Raw genomic sequence first — 18267 nt, 5'->3', positions numbered from 1 at the left:
ACTTTATTTTATTTCTATTCATCCCGGCGGCATTTCATCAATTTGCCCCTCCACGGTCCATTCTGCGACCGATTATCTGCGATGTGATGACAATCACAAATGTCACAACCAGCATAATGCTGCACAGCGCGTTGATCTCCGGCGTTACCCCTGATTTCAGCTGGGTATAGATCCGGATTGGGAGCGTATTGGTCTTTGCCCCGGTAACGAAAATACTGATAACCACATCGTCCAGAGACATTGCAAAGGCCAGCAGCATGCCCGATACGACTGCAGGCGTAATTAAAGGCAGCGTAATGTCCCAAAATGCCCTGGGTTCCGACGCCCCCAGATCCTTGGCCGCTTCGCCAAGGGATTTATCGATTCCAACCAAACTGGCTTTCACCATCATAAACACATAAGGAACGCAGAAGGTGGTATGCCCCAGCACCAAAGTCAGCATGCCGAACGGAAGGCTGAGCATCGCAAAAAATGCCATAAACACCATACCTAAAATAATCTCGGGAATCATAATCGGAAGAGTGGATATATACTCCACCGCCCCCTTGCTCTTAAAGCTGACCCGCGCCATGCCCACAGCACCCAGAGTTCCGATGATTCCGGCAGCCGAACTGCTCAACGCCGCCAGCACAATGCTGTTTCTAAGAGCCTCTAAAAGTCCTCTGTTCTGAAACATCTTCAGATACCAGTCGATTGTCACGCCGCCCCACACGGTCGTATTCTTCGAAACATTGAAAGAATAAACCACAACCACTGCGATGGGCAGATACATCAGCACCAAAAGGGCTGCCTGGTAAACGGACGATAAACGGATTTTTTTCTTTTTCATAGCAGTCCCTCCAGATCCTTTACCCGGGTCACTTTACGGTACAGCCAGATCATGAAAGAAGTAAATATCATGAGAATTACGGACAAAGCCGCCGCAAACGGCCAGTCCCTTCCGCTCTGCAGCTGGTTCTGAATCAGATTTCCCACCAGCATGACCTTACCGCCGCCCAGGATATCGGCGATGAAGAAAAGTCCCATGGACGGAATAAATACTAAGACAACGCCTGACATAATGCCGGGCAGAGTCATTTTCACAGTGACCGTAAGAAATGCCTGAAGCCTAGAAGCCCCCAGATCCCGGGCCGCCTCCACCAAAGACCAGTCCATCTTATCCGTACTTGAATACACGGACAAAATCATAAACGGAAGCAGGGAATATACCATTCCCACCAGCACGGCCGGATAGGAATACAGCAGTTTCAGCGGATCTTTCGTGATCCCCAAAGCCATCAAAAGCTTGTCGAGCAGACCGTTACTTCGGAAAATGATAATCCATCCGTACATGCGCATCAGCGCGCTGGTCCAGAACGGTATCACCACAAACAGCATCATCATGCTCTTCGCCTTTTTCTCCAAACGGGCCATAAAATAACCAAAGGGATAACCGATAACCAGAGTAACCAGAGTAGTTGAGACTGCAAGCTGAAAGGATTCCTTAAATGTATTCAAATAAACCGGTTTTAATATCTTCGCATAATTATCTAATGTAAATTCATTTACCACGCCCCAGGTCTGGGCCCGGGTCATGAAACTGAGCACAATCAGGTAAATGATCGGCAGAGCAACGAATATAATGGTAAAAATGTAAAGAGGCGCGACTGTCATCCACCAGTGATTACCCGGCTTTTTTCCTGTCTTTTCAGCCATCTTCTTCTCCTTCCACATCCACCAAAACCGCATGCTCCGGCTGCCATCCGGCATATACCACATCTCCCGGGCGCACGGAACTGTTAATCCCCTGCCTGCTGGAAACCAGCTCTCCCAGACTACCTCCGTCCAAGCTGATCCGCAGCATTCCTCCGGCGAAATTCTTTTCCGTCACCACTAATTTCATGCCTTCCGGCTGTTTATCGGAGCAAAGGGTGACATTTTCACTTCTGACAGCAGCGGTTACCGGCTGTCCGTCCTTTAGATGAATCTTCTGTTTTTCTGTCACAGACGCTCTCACAACGCCTGCCGCCGTGCGTATGAACGCCGTACCTTCCGATATATGATCCAGAGTGCCCTTTATAATATTAGCCGTTCCTACAAAGCTGGCCACATAACTGGTTTTCGGATGATCGTAAATCTCATCGGGAGTGCCCACCTGCTCAAACAGCCCGTCCTTCATCACCACAATCCGGTCGGACATATTGATGGCCTCTTCCTGGTCATGGGTGATGTAGATAAATGTGATCCCCAGCTGTTTTTGAAGCCGTTTCAGCTCGGTCTGCATCTGCCGCCTCAACTGCAGATCGAGGGCGCCTAGCGGTTCGTCCAAAAGCAGCACTTCCGGGTTATTGACCACTGCTCTCGCTATAGCCACCCTCTGCTTCTGCCCGCCGCTCAGTTCCGAAGGCATTCTCTTCTCAAACCCGGACAACTGAACCAGCTCCAATACCTTGGCCGCACGCTGGGCAATCTCCTGTTTCGGCACTTTTTTTAATTTTAACCCGTAGGATATATTGGTTATCACATCCATATGAGGAAACAACGCGTAATTTTGAAATACTGTATTTACATTGCGCTGGTTCGGTTCCAGTCCCGTCACATCGCGGCCGTCCAAACGGACCTGTCCGCTGTCCGGGCTTTCCAGACCTGCAATAATCCTGAGTGTTGTGGTCTTACCGCAGCCAGACGCGCCTAAAAGGGTGATGAACTCCCCTTTTTCAATCGAAAGGCTGATGCCTTTCAGCACTCCGGTCTCTCCGAAGCTCTTCTTTATCTGGTCTAATTCTAATATAATATCAGCCACATTAAGCCTCCTTATCTTCTTACCAATTGTACCATAAAAACCCAGGGATGCAACAATATATTGTGTTTTAGCATGATCAAAGACGATTTTCAGGCCATATTTTTATTCCCGTTTTGTTCCCGCCCACAGCCTTATGGCATCTCTGCCGTCCGGCCGGGTTTTGGTGGTTTTCAAAAAACTTTCCATACCCCGATTCAATTCATACAGGTAAAACGCCCGCTCAGACAGACGGACCTCTCTCCGGAACAAAATCAGACCGGACATCATAAAATGCGGAAACTCAGGAACCGCATCACTTTACTTTCAAGTCTTTATTTGCTATGATAAAGCTACTATATAAATGGAGAAATGATATGAACAAGGAAAAAAACAGTCTAAAATCAATCGTCTACCAAGAAACACTGGACGGTATCATTAGAGGCGAATACAAAGCAAATCAAATTATCAACGAACAGGAGCTGGTAGCCAAATTCGGTTTCAGCAAGTCCCCGGTCCGGGAGGCTCTCATCTCCTTATGCAACGAAGGGGTCCTTCACAACATTCCAAGATACGGTTATGAAGTTGTGCGGCTCACCAGCAAAGATGCCAATGAGATTCTGCGCTTCCGTTTTATCTTAGAAGGCGGCATGCTGAGAGACTGCTACGATAAGATCACGCCGGATCAGATCGACGAATTATACCGTCTTGATGATCTGTGCAACGCTTCCGTTGACGATATGTGGGTGCACTGGGAACATAATATCAATTTCCACTTAAAGCTTTTATCCTACTCCGGCAACGCCTACGCCTATCAGCAGCTGCAGCGGTCCATGGACATCTTAAAGCGTGCCTATGCCCAATTCTACTGGGATAAATGGGATTCCGCCTACAACCCGATTGATATGCGCTATCACCGGGCTATCCTGTCCTGCATCAAGATCAAGGACATCCACGGAGCTCTCAAAAATCTGGAACTGGATTTGAAGGATTTCCGAAGCATTTAACTAACTACCTATGTAAAATACAATAAAATCCCGGCAGCCCGGCTTTCCATGTGATTGTGGAGAACCGATGCTGCCGGGATTTTTACTGCAGACGCCTGTCCGCAGGATTATTTCTGGTTTTCTTCGTATTTTGCGCGCACTGCGATAGCCAGCTGGTCTGCGCAGGAAGTTGTGTTCTTACCGCAGGTATTGCCTTTTAAGAAAGACTCAACCTGTTCTACGGTCATGCCGTCAACTAATTTGCTGATGGCTTTTAAGTTTCCGTTGCATCCGTCAACAAACTCTATATTTCTTACTACATCTCCGTCCAAATCAAAGGAAAGGGAAGATGGACAAACTCTCTGTGGTTTTACTGTATATCTCATGATTTCCTCCATTCTGCCTGTTTAGCGGCATCTTATCTTTTATTTTTTCAGGTTCAGGCTCATATCGTTAAAAGCCTTTTCATCTAACGTTCCCATATGTTTATCCACAACTAATGCATTGGTAAGGGAGCCGGTAACATTTAACATGGTTCTTGGCATATCGATGATTGGGTCGATTGCAAGGATTGGGCTTACCATAGCGAACTGGGATGCCATTCCGACACCGGAAAGTCCTACGGAAGCTGCCATTGTCGCTGTTCCAGGAATACCTGCGATTCCTAAAGAACCGATGGTTACTACGATTACTGTCATTACCAGCATGGTTACATCAAGCGGTGTGCCTGTTACATGGCATACATAAACGATGAGCAGTGACGGGAATACGCCGGCACATCCCTGCATGCCTGCGGTTGTACCAAAGCCTGCAACAAAGCTTGCCGTACCCTGATCCACACCCAGTTTCTTTGTCAATGTTTCGATTGTCATCGGCAGACATCCAACGCTGGAACGGGAAGTAAATGCCAGCAGCATCGTTGCAAATGATTTCTTCATATAAGTAACCGGATTTAATCCGTGCACTGCCAGCAGAACCAGCTGAATGATAAACTGTACTACAACTGCCAGATAAAGTGCAACAATAAACTTACCAACTTCAAGGATTGAGGACAGACCTCTCTGAGCGATTGTATTTGCAAGCAATGCCATAACTGCCCATGGCATGTAATCCAGAATTAATAACGCCATGTTGATCATAGCTTTATGAGCCGCATTGATTCCGTCGTATAAAGGTTTTGCTGCTTCCGGGCTTTCATAATTGATCCACCATACTGCCAGACCAAAGAATGCTGAGAAGATAACAAGTCCGATAATGTTGCTGTCAACCATAGCTCCTACGATATTGGAAGGAATCAGGTTTTTCAGTGTGGTCGCTACAGAAGTGATGGCTTTCGCTTCTGCGGTTCCGTCCGTTACAATTGCGGAGCCTTTGCCAACCCCTAATAAAAGGCCTACACAGATACCGATAACAGAAGAAACTGCAACCATTCCCATGGTAACAAAGATGGTTTTCTTTACTAAAGCGCCCATGGAGCTTCCCTGCTGCATGTTGATAATAACCTGCATAATGGAAACCATTACAAGCGGTACAACGATCATCTTAATCAGGTTGATGTATCCGTTTCCGAATAATCCGAACCAAGTGGTCGTTTCTTTAATAAATGCCACTTCCATCGGCGCATCCGGGAAACCTGAAACGAACTGCATCGCAAGTCCGAGAAGAAGTCCAAGGCCTGTGCCGATCATTACAACAACTGCAAAATCCATATGTTTTTTATGGTATAAAACATGGATCAAATAGAATAACCCCGCCAAAATTGCAAGAAATACGATTGTTCTTAAATCGCTGATCATCAGAAACTCTTGTAAAAATACATTTTCCATCTCCATACTCTCCTAATCATTTGTATTATGCTTCGTCTACATTAACACGGTCGATCATAATATTCAATATCTCCGTATCCGTGATTTTCATACCTACGCGCCCGATGTATCCCATACTGCGGATGGTTCCCTCAACATCGTTCTGCACAATTCCTTCACCCGGCTGGAAGCAGTGGTGTTTGCTTGCCATATAGTGAGCCAGAACAGCCGCTTCCACAGCGGATGCGATCTTCGCCGCACAGGATGACTTGGCCCCGTCGCACACGATTCCGCCCACGTTGCCGATGGTGTTCGTAATGGTCAAACCTACCTCTTCTTCACTTCCGCCGTAAAGATATGTAATTGCCGCGCCTGCCCCACAGGCTGCACTTACGGCTCCGCAGTATGCGGAAAGGCTTCCGATGTATTTTTTCTGATGAATTGCGATCAGATTGCTGACTACCAGAGCCCGGTATAATTTCTCTTCTGAAGCATTCACTTCTTTTGCAAATTCAATGACCGGAAGGGACACTGTCATGCCCTGGTTTCCGCTTCCTGAATTGATTACAACAGGGAGGGAACATCCGCCCATTCTGGCGTCGGAACCTGCAGCCGCTCTGGCTCTGGCTCTCACCTTCACATCGTCTCCGTAAACCTCCAAAAGCGTCCGCCCTACTTCGGCTCCATAATGATTCTTCATTCCTTCATCGGAAATCGCGGAATTCAGTGTGATCTGATTGCCGATGGCCTCGCGGATATCATCGATCTTCACTTCGTCGGCAAAAATCAGAATGTCCTTTACATTAAGAAGAGATTTGTCCACATAATCCGGTGATTCTTCACTGACCTTATGCTCAAATAAGATCTCTCCATCTTTGACGATCTTGGTAATCAATGTATGGCGGTTGATGATCGTAACTTCTGCAAAATGCTCGTCTTTCATCACCTTTGCCACGATGTACAGGTTTTCCACGCCTTCCTGAAGCTTACACTGGCAGAATCCATCAGCGACCAGCTGTTTGGTCTTATCAATATCTTCCTGCGTAATGTCTTCCAGCACTTCCAGTTCCCTGTCCGCATCTCCGCCCACGATTCCCAAAGTTGCCGCCACATCAATACCACGCAGCCCCCCGGAATTCGGTACGGTCACACCCATTACATTTTTGATAATGTTTCCGCTGCAGTGCATCTCTACACGGTCCGGAAATGTTCCCAAAATCGCCCGCGCTTTTGCAGCTGCATATGCAATTGCAATCGGCTCCGTGCAACCTAGTGCAGGAACAAGCTCATTATTCAAAATTTTTACATAATTTTGATATAGGCTTTGATCCATATCGTTCCTCCTTGTTGGTAATATTACTAATCTTGTTATTAATAATATCATTGATATTATCAGTTGTCAACAATATAACACAATTTTTCTCAATAAGATTTTCAGAAAATTTTAAAAATGCGAAATGCCTCCTCCTCAGACTACGGACAATCCGGTTTTCCGTTAATACATAAGATGATTATAGACACAAAAGGGCCGTGACTTTTAATCGTCACGGCCCTTTTGTACAGAATTAAATCCCACACCTATCTATCTTTTCTCCTAAATTCAGTTAATATCCCATATTTCTCCCTTTAAACGCTGCCTTATTGACACGGTCAGATTCTCATCAATCAACAGTACCGCCTGTTTTTATTTTCATAATTTGCTGCATATGCTGACAATTATTACTTATATAAACTGATAAGATCCTTCACAAATATTTCTCCATTGGTAAATTGAATTTTGTTATTGCTTAAAAATCCATCCATGGATTGAATTGTTTTTTCGCTAATGGATATTTTCCATCTTTTCGTCAGATCTTCTTTAAAACTAATATATATTTCATTGTTTGACGGATCATACACGATGGAACACAACGTATTTTCCTGACTTGTTTTACTTAAAACTTCAAAGGCTTCATTTATTCCAAAGCTATGAATATGCTTATGAATATATTCATGAGCACAAATATATCTGTCAGCCCCTATGCCAGATACTTTATCATAATCTGCTTCCTTAAAATCCCCATTAGGAAAATTTGTCATAACAATAAAATCATTATGGATAGGAGTTATTATATTAGTATCATTTCCTTCCTCCAGAATAAATGCATCACCAGTTTTATCAGCGATTATCGTATGTAACCCTAAATCCGGGTATAATGGATTTCTGGGATATGAAAGCACTCTTTTATTAAGAATTCCAAAAAACTCAGATGTTCTTTTTGTTTTCTTCAGCGCTTCATCCAAAATATCAAAGGCAGTCCAATCATTCTCGTCACAGCCTGCTTTAAAATCTGGACCATATTTTACTGCTTGAGTGCAGATAAAAAGACCCTCGCTGTTAAATCCAGCGATATTCCTGAATTCACCACCTGCTAAGGCTAAAAAATAAAAAAAGTTTATACCATTATAACTATTGACCTTTAGTTGAAGGTCAACTTCTTCAGTATCAAAATTCATACCATAAATAGCTTTTTCTTGATTATATACTGCAAAACTTGTACACATTTTGAAATCTCCTCTCAATATAGAATCCAGGCTCGTATGCTTTCCATAGAAGTCTGAGGGTGAAAGCATTTCGCGAAATTCCTTCACCCTTTCTGTAAATTCCCACCTCTATTAAGGCTTTATAATCTTACCGCACCCATTCATCGCCTCCGCGATATTGTACATATTGGTCACTTCTCCCACCAATAATTTATCCGACAAACCGTAATAATTCAAACAGGTTCCGCAGGACAAAATCTCGACTCCCTGGGCCTCCATGGACTTCAAATCCTCAATGGAATCGGACCCTTCCGTTGTGAGCGTGACCCCGCCGTTATAAAAAATCACTTTGGACGGCAGCTGGTCCAACTGGCTGACCGCATAGATAAATCCCTTCATCAGCACTTTTCCCAGCTCGTCATTGCCGGTTCCCATCGTGGCCGAATCGATGATTACTACCGTATCATTTCTGGAATCCGGATAGCATACCGGCATGTCGGGCCGCTCTAACGCTCCGGCATTGCCTGCCGCTGCACCGCCGTCCCTGCCCTGGATGGTCACTACAAAATGCTTATCCGCCACTTTTTCCGATGTACAGCCATATTCCTGATTCTTTGCCATCTTTGTTAGGTTTTGTACGGCGAATTCATTGTCCACTTCCACCTTCACCACATCCCCGGAAGCAGCCTGATCCAATGCCTTTTTCGCTTTTACCACCGGAATCGGACATTGGTCGCCGATTGCATTCACCTCAATTATCTTTACCATCGTATTATTTCCTTTCTCTGCATGCAAAATGATGATAAGCCATTCAGGCTGCCCATCTCACGGCGCAGCACAAACCAACTGTATCTCACGATCCACTATAGCGACAAGACTGCCGTCTGTTTATCCATACCTTTGGTAATCTGAATGGAGTTTCCGCCGCAGATCACCGTATCGTCACACAGCTTCGTATACTCCTCCAAAGTCCCGATAACCGGATATCCAAATGTTTCACTGCGGTAATGCATCGGTATGGTTACCACCGCTCCCAATACATCGGAAATCTCCTTTGCCTTGACCGCGTCAATGGTATAATAACCGCCCACCGGTATTAAAAGCGCATCCGGTCTGCCGATCTCTTCTATCTGCTCTTTTGTCAGGTCACAGCCCAAATCTCCCATATGAACTAAGCGGATTCCATGATAATCGAGGATATGGATTCGGTTTGCTCCCCGCAGTTCCCCCTTCTTATCGTCATGATAGGTATCGATCCAGGATATCTTCCACGGATTCGGCCCGCTTCCTTCCGCCAGCTCCACGCCGTCTCTATAATTATGATCGCCGTGTTCATGGCTGCAAAGCACTTGATTTGCAGATACGCAAAGCGCAGGAAGTCCGGGAACATTATTGTCCTCATAAGGGTCCATTACAATCGAATATCCTTCGGCCTCCGCTTTAAAACAGGAATGTCCATACCAGGTAACCGTCATTTTCTCTGCCATCATTCTACCTCCTATCTGGTCTGCTGTTATTTGCACCTAGAAATATTATAAAGTATTTTCGATGGAAAAACAATGATTTAAAGGGCCGCTTCCTTTCCCCAGATTCAGATCCGTGCTCAGGGCATTTGACAGATATTGTTTCGCCCTCTCCACGCTTTCCTCCATGGAATACCCCTTTGCCAGCCCGCAGGCGATGGCCGAAGACAGCGTGCAGCCGGTGCCGTGGGTATTGGGATTATCGATCCGTTTGCCGTAAAACCAGACCGCCTGTCCCTCCCTATAAAGCACGTCATTGGCATCGTTAAGCTGATGGCCTCCTTTTACCAAAACCGCCGTATGGAAGCGGTCTGCAATCCTTTCCGCCGCCTGCGTCATGTCCCGTTCCGTCTCAATCCGGCTGCCGGCAAGAAGTTCGGCCTCCGGTATATTAGGCGTTATGAGGTCCGCAAGGGGAAGAAGGAATTCCATCAATGTATATAGGGCGTCTTCCTCTAAAAGCCGGCTTTTGCTGGTGGAAACCATCACCGGATCGATCACAATCTGTTTTGCCTGATACTGCTCAAGCTTATCTGCAATTACCTTTATCAGCTCTTTTTTCGAAACCATTCCAATCTTAACCGCATCCGGGCGGATATCCGTAAAAATACAGTCCAGCTGATTTGCCAGAAATTCCGGCGTGCTGTCCAAAATGCCGTATACGCCCGTTGTATTCTGAGCCGTCAACGCAGTTACCGCACTCATACCATATACGCCAAGCGATGTCATCGTCTTCAAATCGGCCTGAATTCCGGCTCCGCCGCTGCAGTCAGAGCCTGCAATTGTCAATACTGTTTTCATAATAACCCTCCACTTTCCTTACAATTGTTACGGTTCGGCCTTCCCATAGCTTCATATCTTCTCAGTCACCGCATATTCCTGTTATTATCTTTGCTTTTTTCAACAGCCCCTCCGCTGCTTTTCCCACATCTTCAGCGGCAAAGATACCGGAAACAACGGCTATCCCCGCTATCCCGCTTCCCTTCAGCCCCATCACATTTGCCTCAGAAATGCCGCCGATGGCCACGATTGGAATGGATACCGCTCTGGCTATCTCACCAAGCCTTTCCACGGTCATTGGAACCGCATCCTTTTTCGTGGAAGAGCCAAATACCGCCCCCACTCCCAGATAATCAGCTCCGTTTTTTTCCGCCAGCCTGGCCTGTTCCACTGTTTTGGCCGTAACACCTAATATCTTATCCTTACCGAGCAGCGCCCTGGCCTGTTTCGCTTCCAGATCACATTGCCCTACATGAACGCCGTCCGCGTCACAGGCCAATGCGATCTCAAGATTATCATTTATAATAAGAGGGACCTGATAATCCCTTGTCAATTCTCTCATTTTTACAGCTTCTTTTAAAAAGTCCTGATAATCTAACTCTTTCTCCCTCAGCTGAACCATGGTGACGCCCGCTTTTAACGCCGCCTCCACCTGCTGCTCCAACGTCTGTTTTCCTGTCCACGTGCGGTCAGTTACTGCATATAAAAGAAGCATCGATCTATCGAATTTCAATTTTCGCACCTCCAATTACCATATCGTCCGTAAGACGGCTCATAGCATCGATCAGGTACATCCTGAAACTTGCAGTGCCTCCATTGGCTTGGGCCGTTTTTTGTGCAGCGGTCTGACCGCAAATCCCCTCTGCCGCCACAGCCAATGCGGTTAATGCCGCCGCAGAATCTTCCTTCCCGCCGGACGCGCAAAATGCGGCGGTCACCCCGTCCAGCATACATCCGGTACCCGTAATCCGGCTCATCATCGGATCGCCGCCCCTGATTATAAATGACGTTTTTCCGTCTGTAACCACATCTACCGCTCCGGTAACAGCCACCACCGCTCCGGTCCGCCTGCTCAATTCCTTTCCCATATCCAGATAGTATTCCAGATTTCCCTCCGATATCCTGTCCTTTTTATCCGCGTCCACGCCGCCCATACTGCCGGTTCCCAGAGCTAAAGACTTTATTTCGGAAGCATTTCCGCGGATCACGTGACAGGGCAGTTCATTCATGATCCTCAAAGCTGCATCGGTCCTAAACCGGCTGGCACCGGCGCCTACCGGGTCGAATATGATCGGAATGTTCCGTTTTTCAGCTGTTTTTCCGGCTTTTATCATGGATTCCAGCTTTCCTTCATTCAGCGTTCCCAGATTGAGCATCAGTCCCCGGCTCAAGCTTACGATGTCTTCCACCTCCAGGATGCCGTCCGCCATAATCGGGGCGCCGCCGATGGCTAATATCATATTCGCCACATCGTTGGCGGTTACATAGTTGGTGATGCAGTGAATGAGAGGGGATTGGCGGCGGATGTTGGATATGATTTGTGTGGGAAATTGGTATGTCATAGTTTTTATCTCCTCTTTTCTAATTTTCCGCCAGCATATGATTTAAATATGCAAATGCCCCCGATTTATAAAGGGCTCCCACCAAAACAGCCGCAATCATCGTTCCGCAAAGCGTACTCATCAAAAACGGCAGCACATATGCAAAGACAGCCGCCTCTTTTCCCATAATAAAAGCTGCCACCGGATAACAGAGCATTCCGCCCAATATCCCGGTGCCGAACACTTCGCCGATATAAGCCATGGCCAGTTTATTGGTATATTTAAACATCATTGCCCCCAGCCACGCTCCTACCATGCTTCCGGGGAATGCCAGTAAGCTGCCGGTTCCCATAAGGTTGCGGATCAGAGACGTACAAAATGCCATGGAAACGCCGTATACCGGGCCTAAGAAGACTGCGGCGATCACATTCACCATATGCTGAATCGGGAAACATTTGGATGCTCCGATGGGGATGGAAAAGCTGGATAAAGAAACTGCCACTGCTACGAGCATGCCGCCCACTACGATTTTTTTAATATTTATCTTCATTTTTTTCGCTCCTTTTACATAACTGACCTGGTCTTTTGAGTTAAAGGGTGAAGGCATTTCGCGAAATGCCTTCACCCTTTACTTTATTCTGTTATCATTCGTCATAGATGCTCACGATTTCCCCGTCCAAAATCCGGTTCATATTCTTCACCGCACAGAAATTCCCGCACATCGAACAGGTATCCTCTTTCTCAGGTTTTGCCGACGCCCTGTAACTTCTGGCCTTTTCCGGATCGATGGATAAATCGAACATCTTTTCCCAATCCAGGTTCTTTCTGGCCGTGCTCATCTCATGATCCCAATCCTTCGCGCCCTTCACCCCTTTTGCGATATCCGCCGCATGAGCCGCTATCTTGGACGCGATAATCCCTTCTTTCACATCGTTCTCATCCGGCAGCCGCAGATGTTCCGCCGGAGTGACATAACATAAAAATGACGCTCCGAACGATGCGGCGACCGCGCCTCCGATGGCTGCCGTGATATGGTCATACCCCGGGGCGATATCCGTGACAAGAGGCCCCAGCACATAAAACGGCGCTCCCTTACAGATGGTCTGCTGAATCTTCATATTGGCTTCAATCTGGTTAAGGGGCATATGTCCCGGCCCTTCGATGATTACCTGGACATTTTTCTCCCAAGCCCTTCGGGTCAGTTCGCCTAAGGTCACCAGTTCTTCAATCTGGGAAATGTCTGTGGCGTCTTCAATACATCCCGGCCTGCACGCATCGCCCAGACTCAGGGTCACATCGTATTCCTGGCAGATATCCAGAATCCTGTCATAATGCTCATAGAAGGGGTTCTCCTGCCCGGTCATCTCCATCCAGGCAAAAATGATGGAGCCGCCGCGGGAAACGATATTGGTCAGACGCTTATTCTCCTTAAATCGTTTTGCAGTGCTTTTATTGATGCCCACGTGAATGGTCATAAAATCCACGCCGTCTTTGGCATGCATCTCCACGATTTTAATCCATTCCTCCGAGGTGATTTCTTTTAAAGGCTTGTGGTAATATACCACCGCGTCATAGATCGGCACCGTGCCGATGATGGCCGGACATTCCTTCGTCAGTTTTTGACGGAATACCTGAGTGTCCCCAAATGAACTGAGATCCATTATGGATTCCGCTCCCATGGAAACCGCATCATTGACCTTTCTCAGTTCCATATCCAAATCTTTACAATCCCTTGAAGTTCCCAGGTTTACATTGATCTTGGTTTTCAGCATGGAGCCGATCCCATTGGGCTCTAAGCAGGTATGTAATTTGTTGGCCGGAATTGCCACTTTTCCCTCTCCCACCAGCTTCATCAGTTCCTTAGGATCATACTGCTCCTTTTCGGCCACCGCCTCCATCTCTTTGGTTCGGATGCCTTTTCTGGCGGCATCCATCTGCGTTGAATAATTCATATCATTTCTCCTTTGCTTCTGTTTGGGGGTTGTAAATTCAACAGCAGGTATAAGATTTTGCGGTGCGGCGCAGTGCGTTTCCATAGCCAGCGAAGTTGGCATTGGATGGCTATTTATATTCCATATGGGAAAAAATAAAAAAGCCTGCACCACGCACGGCACAGGCTTCTATCTCCATCCTTATCCAATCCAAGACTTTGACAAATCACTATTTCCCTACGTTGGCATTACCCAAATCAGGTTATATAGGTCGAAGTTGATTACTTCCTCTCAGCCCGCTCACGAGCTCCCTGTTTATGACTGTAAGTTTATCACCTGACATTTCTCATGTCAAGCTTATTTATCCAGGTACATATCCTTAATCAGACGGACCACTTCGTCCTCTCCCAACAGGCTCACATTCATGAGCACCTGGTGGGAATCAATGCTGCCCCAGTTGTTGTCCGTATACGTTTCATAGTAATATTTTCTTTTGCGGTCCACCTTTTTGATGGCGTCCAAGGCATCCCGCTCGGACAGCTCATACCGGTCCATAATTCTCTTTTTCCGGTCCTCTTTGGAGGCACAGATAAACACGCTGATGCATCCCGGATGGTCGCGAAGCACATAATCCGCACAGCGGCCAATGATAACGCAGTCCTCTTTTAACGCCAGTTTCATGATGATCTGGCTCTGAATCAGGAACATGTTGTCATTTAACGGAAGGCCGTAATCCATGGCCGATTCCGTATAGCTTGGAGATTTGTGAAGGGAAAAGAATCGGCTTACCGCGCTTTCATCCACCCGCTCCAGGTCATATTCATCCACGCCCATCTCTTTGGAAGCCATCTCGATCAAAGCCCTGTCATAGCAGGGAATCCCCAGTTCTTTTGCGACGCGTTCCCCGATTCTGCGGCCTCCGCTGCCAAATTGCCTTCCAATTGTAATAATTCTAGTTCCCATATACACTTCCCCTTTCTTGCCGTCCCTTCTGCTGCCATCCTGAACTTTCTGAATCACTAAGCCAGTTTAAGCAGCATACAAGCCAGCTGAAAATATATAATCAGGCTGAATGCATCCACAATCGTTGTGATGAGAGGAGCCGCCATGATGGCCGGGTCCATCTTCAATACCTTAGCTGCGATGGGCAGCATACATCCGATTGTTTTTGCCAGCACAACAGTGCCAAATAAGCTGAGCACAACGGTTAAACACAGCATCTCGCTGCCCGGATACATGATGATAAGGCGGATATAATTCACCAGCCCCAAAATCGCACCCACAACCATTCCCACTCTCAGTTCCTTCCATAATACCCGTAAAATGTCCGACGCTTCAATCTCTCCAACAGCCATACCACGGATGATCAAAGTGCTGCTCTGGCTTCCCGCATTGCCGCCCGTATCCGTCAGCATGGGGATAAATGTCACCAGCAAAGGGATTATGGTAAACGCATTCTCATATTTCGCCAGAATACCACCTGTAACCATGCTGCTCACCATCAGGATCAGCAGCCATACAATCCGGTTCTTAGCCAGCTGGAACACCCCTGTCTTCAGATACGGTTTCTCACTGGGCGCCATAGCCGCCATCTTCTCGAAATCCTCGGTGGCCTCCTGTTCCATAACGTCGACGATATCATCGACCGTAATAATTCCTACCAGACGGTTTTCCTGATCCACAACAGGAAGGCTCAAAAGATCATATCTCTGGAAACTGTCCATGACCTCTTCCTGGTCGTCCGTTGTCACCGCTTTAATCACATGAGTGTCCATAATGTCGCGGATCACCTTATCATACGGATTCATCAAAAGGTCTTTTACGGTCACAACGCCTTCCAGACATCTTTTGGCGTCCATGACATAACAGGTGTAGATAGTCTCCTTATCCACCCCATGTTTGCGGATATAAGCAAATGCCTCCTCCACAGTCATGGTCTGTTTCAGTCCCACATATTCCGCCGTCATAATGCTTCCGGCGCTGTTTTCCGGATAATTCAGAAACTGGTTAATCAGATTTCTGGTTTCCGGGGTCGCGATCTTCAGCACGCGCTTCACCACGCTGGCCGGAAGTTCCTCCAGCATATCCACCGCATCGTCCACGTACAAGTCTTCAATAATCGTCCCCAGTTCGTAATCTCCGATGCTGTTAATAATATGCTGCTGCGTCTCCGGCGCCAAACAGGCAAATACATCCGTACTCAGTTCCTTGGAGAGCATGCGGAAAACCACAACCTTCTTCTCCGAATCCAATTCCTCGATGAACTCGGCAATATCCGCCTCATTCATCTCGCTTAAAATCTCTTTCAGCCTCCGAAACTGGCGCTCATCCACCAGTCTCAGCAGTTCATCCATATCAAAAATATCCTGCATGATGTTCTGTTCTCCTTTCAACTCTATCGGTTATGTAGATACTGCATCGATATCGTTTGAAAGCAAGACAAAAAAATAGCCACGGCTATCTGCGTATTCCTGTAGGAAAGCAATCCATGGCTATCATAAGCATAACAATTCCGGCAATGTGAAACAGAGTGCGGCCCCGTCAGGTTCCGGCTCCGGCGTCCACACTGCCATGCGCCCATGATAATTGCTGTCTGCTTTCATACTATGACTTCGACCTTCCACTATGCTTCACATCCTTTCTGCTTTTATACCACCAGCATATCAGCTTTCCAAGCCAAGTGCAACTATAAATATAAAAATTTATTGGGGAGAGGGCGTTACTCACCCAGGAATGAGGGCTATAACAAAAACCGCCTATGCAGCGCAAAACTGAACAGGCGGCTATGCCATATGATGCAACAAGGCATATATGATGATGTGTGAGTTCCTCTTGATGGTCGCAATATCCCGTAGACAGGAATTGACTTTTTTTAACCGGTTTCAAAAACTTCCACAATCTATTTTTCGTTATAACATTCAAACATAACCGTATCATACAAAGGTTTCCGTTCTGTCTGATGACGCTCTGCACTTAAAAAGCCATCTGCAGGATAGCCAAGCATTAGTAATGCTGTAGGTACTATGTATTCCGGCAAAATGAAATCTTTTTTGATAATAGCGGGATCAAATAGACCGACCATCACACTTCCAATTTCCAATTCTCTTGCTTCTAACATCATGTGATCGCAGACAATACCAATGTCCAAATCCCCGGAGCATTTATTATCATAAGGGCGAATTAACTCGTTTCGTCTATCTCTGCATACGATAAGAACGCAAGAGGAACCAAACGTCTTGTATGCCTTTTGGATTTTTAAGAGATTTTCCGGTGTGCGGACAACGATAATTCTTTGCGGCTGGCGATTGCAGGCACTCGGCGCTACCCGACTTGCCAGAAGTATTTTTTGTAGGTGTTCTTCCGGTATAGGCATATCACTAAACCCTCGTGTGGTACACCGCTTTTTTGCCAATTCTAAAAACTCCATATATATATCTCCCAAAACATGAACAGTATTTCGTATTCTTATATTATCACACCCTTGTAACTGTGTCAATAATACGAATAATATTTCTTGTTTTTATTGACCTTTCAAAAACCGCCCGTTATAATGAAGAAAGGCATGGGAGGTGACCTGATGGCAAAAACAAGAATACCTACGCAAAAACGCTCAATAGAAAAGCGAGAGAAGATATTAAAGGCCGGTTTTGAATTGTTCTGTAAAAATGGATACTATAAAGCAAATACCGCGGAAATCGCCAAATGTGCCGGAGTATCAACAGGGGCTTTGTATAGCTATTTTGCGGATAAACGAGAGATTTTTATCGAGGCATTTCACCAATACCTTGATACGATTTCATCTGCTTTACTGTGCCAACTAACCGACTTACCACAAGCACTTGATCTGCCTGCGTTTATTGAAGAATGGATAAACGCATATATTAATCTTTATTCAAAATCAAACCATGTACTTGTTCAACTGCGTTTAATGATAGTGGATGATGATGAAATCAATCGCCATTTTTCAAACCTTGAAAATACCTATTTTTCGAATATAACCTTGATATTGAAAAGCAGAGGAATTGCTTGCGACAATCTGCTTGAAAAAGTATATACTTCTTGTATATTGATTGACGCACTACGGCAGGAGAAAACCTCATTTTCACATAACGGATTAAGCTTTGAAATCATAAAAGAGCAAGTTAAAGAAAATATTTTGAAAATGCTCTCTACTTGATGTAGGTTTTAGAATTGTTGGAAAATAACATTTCCAATGCCACAGAGTCACTAGTTTCCTATTGATGAACTCATTGAAAAAATTATTGAATAATCAAGCTAAACTCTGTAAGAAATTATTAACACAATAAAAAGACCTACCACATCACCAGTTTATACGTGATTTGGTAGGAAATGATATAAAAGACGGCTCTGCAAATGGAATCCTTTAGGATAATTTGCGGAGCCGAATATTTTAGAATGA

Annotated in this window: 19 protein-coding genes and 1 riboswitch; of the genes, 2 read left to right on the top strand and 17 right to left on the bottom strand. The window is 46.0% G+C overall.

Annotated features, from left to right (window positions below; genetic code table 11):
• Positions 1–37: 37 nt before the first annotated feature.
• Genes C0033_RS10880 through C0033_RS10870 form a run of 3 tightly spaced genes read right to left on the bottom strand, consistent with a single transcriptional unit; the run spans position 38 to position 2782 of the window.
• A complete protein-coding gene (locus tag C0033_RS10880; RefSeq protein WP_103227895.1) occupies positions 38–829 on the bottom strand; it encodes an ABC transporter permease in 792 nt (263 codons plus the stop codon).
• On the bottom strand, positions 826–1695 hold the full coding sequence (locus tag C0033_RS10875; protein WP_103227894.1) for an ABC transporter permease: 870 nt from the start codon (positions 1693–1695) through the stop codon (positions 826–828). The genes C0033_RS10880 and C0033_RS10875 overlap by 4 nt, the downstream gene beginning before the upstream one ends.
• Complete coding sequence (locus C0033_RS10870) at positions 1688–2782, bottom strand: ABC transporter ATP-binding protein (protein ID WP_103227893.1); 1095 nt, start codon at positions 2780–2782, stop codon at positions 1688–1690. Before C0033_RS10870 ends, C0033_RS10875 begins: the two co-directional genes overlap by 8 nt.
• 353 nt (positions 2783–3135) lie before the next feature.
• On the opposite strand from C0033_RS10870, the gene C0033_RS10865 reads away from it, so the two are divergent.
• Positions 3136–3765: a GntR family transcriptional regulator gene (locus tag C0033_RS10865; protein ID WP_103227892.1), complete on the top strand. Its 630-nt coding sequence runs from the start codon at positions 3136–3138 to the stop codon at positions 3763–3765.
• A gap of 107 nt (positions 3766–3872) precedes the next feature.
• On the opposite strand, the gene C0033_RS10860 is transcribed toward C0033_RS10865, so the two are convergent.
• The 14 genes from C0033_RS10860 to C0033_RS10795 form a co-directional block, all read right to left on the bottom strand.
• The gene (locus C0033_RS10860; RefSeq protein WP_180994678.1) at positions 3873–4130 is read right to left on the bottom strand and encodes a TIGR03905 family TSCPD domain-containing protein; all 258 of its coding nucleotides are present in this window, start codon (positions 4128–4130) and stop codon (positions 3873–3875) included.
• 39 nt (positions 4131–4169) lie between these two features.
• Complete coding sequence (locus C0033_RS10855) at positions 4170–5570, bottom strand: cation:dicarboxylase symporter family transporter (protein WP_103227891.1); 1401 nt, start codon at positions 5568–5570, stop codon at positions 4170–4172.
• Between the two features lie 25 nt (positions 5571–5595).
• Entirely contained in the window at positions 5596–6882 is a 1287-nt protein-coding gene (locus C0033_RS10850; RefSeq protein WP_103227890.1) for an L-serine ammonia-lyase, iron-sulfur-dependent, subunit alpha, read from the bottom strand.
• Between the two features lie 386 nt (positions 6883–7268).
• The gene (locus C0033_RS10845) at positions 7269–8093 is read right to left on the bottom strand and encodes a choloylglycine hydrolase (RefSeq protein WP_103227889.1); all 825 of its coding nucleotides are present in this window, start codon (positions 8091–8093) and stop codon (positions 7269–7271) included.
• Between the two features lie 111 nt (positions 8094–8204).
• Positions 8205–8840, bottom strand: coding sequence for a sulfurtransferase-like selenium metabolism protein YedF (yedF, locus tag C0033_RS10840; protein WP_347501091.1), 636 nt, complete (start codon positions 8838–8840; stop codon positions 8205–8207).
• Positions 8841–8935: 95 nt separating this feature from the next.
• Complete coding sequence (locus C0033_RS10835) at positions 8936–9559, bottom strand: MBL fold metallo-hydrolase (RefSeq protein WP_103227888.1); 624 nt, start codon at positions 9557–9559, stop codon at positions 8936–8938.
• Positions 9560–9604: 45 nt separating this feature from the next.
• Complete coding sequence (gene thiD, locus C0033_RS10830; protein WP_103227887.1) at positions 9605–10396, bottom strand: bifunctional hydroxymethylpyrimidine kinase/phosphomethylpyrimidine kinase; 792 nt, start codon at positions 10394–10396, stop codon at positions 9605–9607.
• A gap of 61 nt (positions 10397–10457) precedes the next feature.
• Positions 10458–11117: a thiamine phosphate synthase gene (gene thiE, locus C0033_RS10825; protein ID WP_347501094.1), complete on the bottom strand. Its 660-nt coding sequence runs from the start codon at positions 11115–11117 to the stop codon at positions 10458–10460.
• Complete coding sequence (gene thiM, locus C0033_RS10820) at positions 11095–11937, bottom strand: hydroxyethylthiazole kinase (RefSeq protein ID WP_103227885.1); 843 nt, start codon at positions 11935–11937, stop codon at positions 11095–11097. Before thiM ends, thiE begins: the two co-directional genes overlap by 23 nt.
• Before the next feature lie 19 nt (positions 11938–11956).
• Complete coding sequence (thiW, locus tag C0033_RS10815) at positions 11957–12466, bottom strand: energy coupling factor transporter S component ThiW (protein WP_103227884.1); 510 nt, start codon at positions 12464–12466, stop codon at positions 11957–11959.
• 94 nt (positions 12467–12560) lie between these two features.
• Positions 12561–13868, bottom strand: coding sequence for a phosphomethylpyrimidine synthase ThiC (gene thiC / locus C0033_RS10810; RefSeq protein WP_103227883.1), 1308 nt, complete (start codon positions 13866–13868; stop codon positions 12561–12563).
• A 196-nt stretch (positions 13869–14064) separates the two neighbouring features.
• Positions 14065–14171, bottom strand: a riboswitch (TPP riboswitch).
• Positions 14172–14204: 33 nt separating this feature from the next.
• A complete protein-coding gene (locus tag C0033_RS10805; protein WP_103227944.1) occupies positions 14205–14810 on the bottom strand; it encodes a cytidylate kinase-like family protein in 606 nt (201 codons plus the stop codon).
• A 56-nt stretch (positions 14811–14866) separates the two neighbouring features.
• Positions 14867–16219, bottom strand: a complete 1353-nt coding sequence (gene mgtE / locus C0033_RS10800) for a magnesium transporter (RefSeq protein WP_103227882.1) — start codon at positions 16217–16219, stop codon at positions 14867–14869.
• Positions 16220–16746: 527 nt separating this feature from the next.
• Positions 16747–17274: a nitroreductase family protein gene (locus tag C0033_RS10795; RefSeq protein WP_103227881.1), complete on the bottom strand. Its 528-nt coding sequence runs from the start codon at positions 17272–17274 to the stop codon at positions 16747–16749.
• A gap of 150 nt (positions 17275–17424) precedes the next feature.
• Between C0033_RS10795 and C0033_RS10790 the strand changes: the two genes are divergently transcribed.
• Positions 17425–18024, top strand: a complete 600-nt coding sequence (locus C0033_RS10790; protein WP_103227880.1) for a TetR/AcrR family transcriptional regulator — start codon at positions 17425–17427, stop codon at positions 18022–18024.
• Positions 18025–18267: the final 243 nt, after the last annotated feature.

This window comes from Clostridium sp. chh4-2 (assembly GCF_002899675.1).
Lineage (GTDB): Bacteria > Bacillota > Clostridia > Lachnospirales > Lachnospiraceae > CHH4-2.
This window is presented reverse-complemented; position numbering and strand designations above follow the sequence as displayed.

Coding starts and splice junctions, on each gene's coding strand:
- C0033_RS10860 (WP_180994678.1), bottom strand. CDS start 4,130: ATGAGATATACAGTAAAACCACAGAGAGTTTGTCCATCTTCCCTTTCC.
- thiD (WP_103227887.1), bottom strand. CDS start 10,396: ATGAAAACAGTATTGACAATTGCAGGCTCTGACTGCAGCGGCGGAGCC.
- C0033_RS10865 (WP_103227892.1), top strand. CDS start 3,136: ATGAACAAGGAAAAAAACAGTCTAAAATCAATCGTCTACCAAGAAACA.
- thiC (WP_103227883.1), bottom strand. CDS start 13,868: ATGAATTATTCAACGCAGATGGATGCCGCCAGAAAAGGCATCCGAACC.
- thiW (WP_103227884.1), bottom strand. CDS start 12,466: ATGAAGATAAATATTAAAAAAATCGTAGTGGGCGGCATGCTCGTAGCA.
- C0033_RS10855 (WP_103227891.1), bottom strand. CDS start 5,570: ATGGAAAATGTATTTTTACAAGAGTTTCTGATGATCAGCGATTTAAGA.
- C0033_RS10850 (WP_103227890.1), bottom strand. CDS start 6,882: ATGGATCAAAGCCTATATCAAAATTATGTAAAAATTTTGAATAATGAG.
- C0033_RS10795 (WP_103227881.1), bottom strand. CDS start 17,274: ATGGAGTTTTTAGAATTGGCAAAAAAGCGGTGTACCACACGAGGGTTT.
- C0033_RS10845 (WP_103227889.1), bottom strand. CDS start 8,093: ATGTGTACAAGTTTTGCAGTATATAATCAAGAAAAAGCTATTTATGGT.
- C0033_RS10790 (WP_103227880.1), top strand. CDS start 17,425: ATGGCAAAAACAAGAATACCTACGCAAAAACGCTCAATAGAAAAGCGA.
- C0033_RS10875 (WP_103227894.1), bottom strand. CDS start 1,695: ATGGCTGAAAAGACAGGAAAAAAGCCGGGTAATCACTGGTGGATGACA.
- yedF (WP_347501091.1), bottom strand. CDS start 8,840: ATGGTAAAGATAATTGAGGTGAATGCAATCGGCGACCAATGTCCGATT.
- C0033_RS10835 (WP_103227888.1), bottom strand. CDS start 9,559: ATGGCAGAGAAAATGACGGTTACCTGGTATGGACATTCCTGTTTTAAA.
- C0033_RS10880 (WP_103227895.1), bottom strand. CDS start 829: ATGAAAAAGAAAAAAATCCGTTTATCGTCCGTTTACCAGGCAGCCCTT.
- C0033_RS10805 (WP_103227944.1), bottom strand. CDS start 14,810: ATGGGAACTAGAATTATTACAATTGGAAGGCAATTTGGCAGCGGAGGC.
- thiM (WP_103227885.1), bottom strand. CDS start 11,937: ATGACATACCAATTTCCCACACAAATCATATCCAACATCCGCCGCCAA.
- mgtE (WP_103227882.1), bottom strand. CDS start 16,219: ATGCAGGATATTTTTGATATGGATGAACTGCTGAGACTGGTGGATGAG.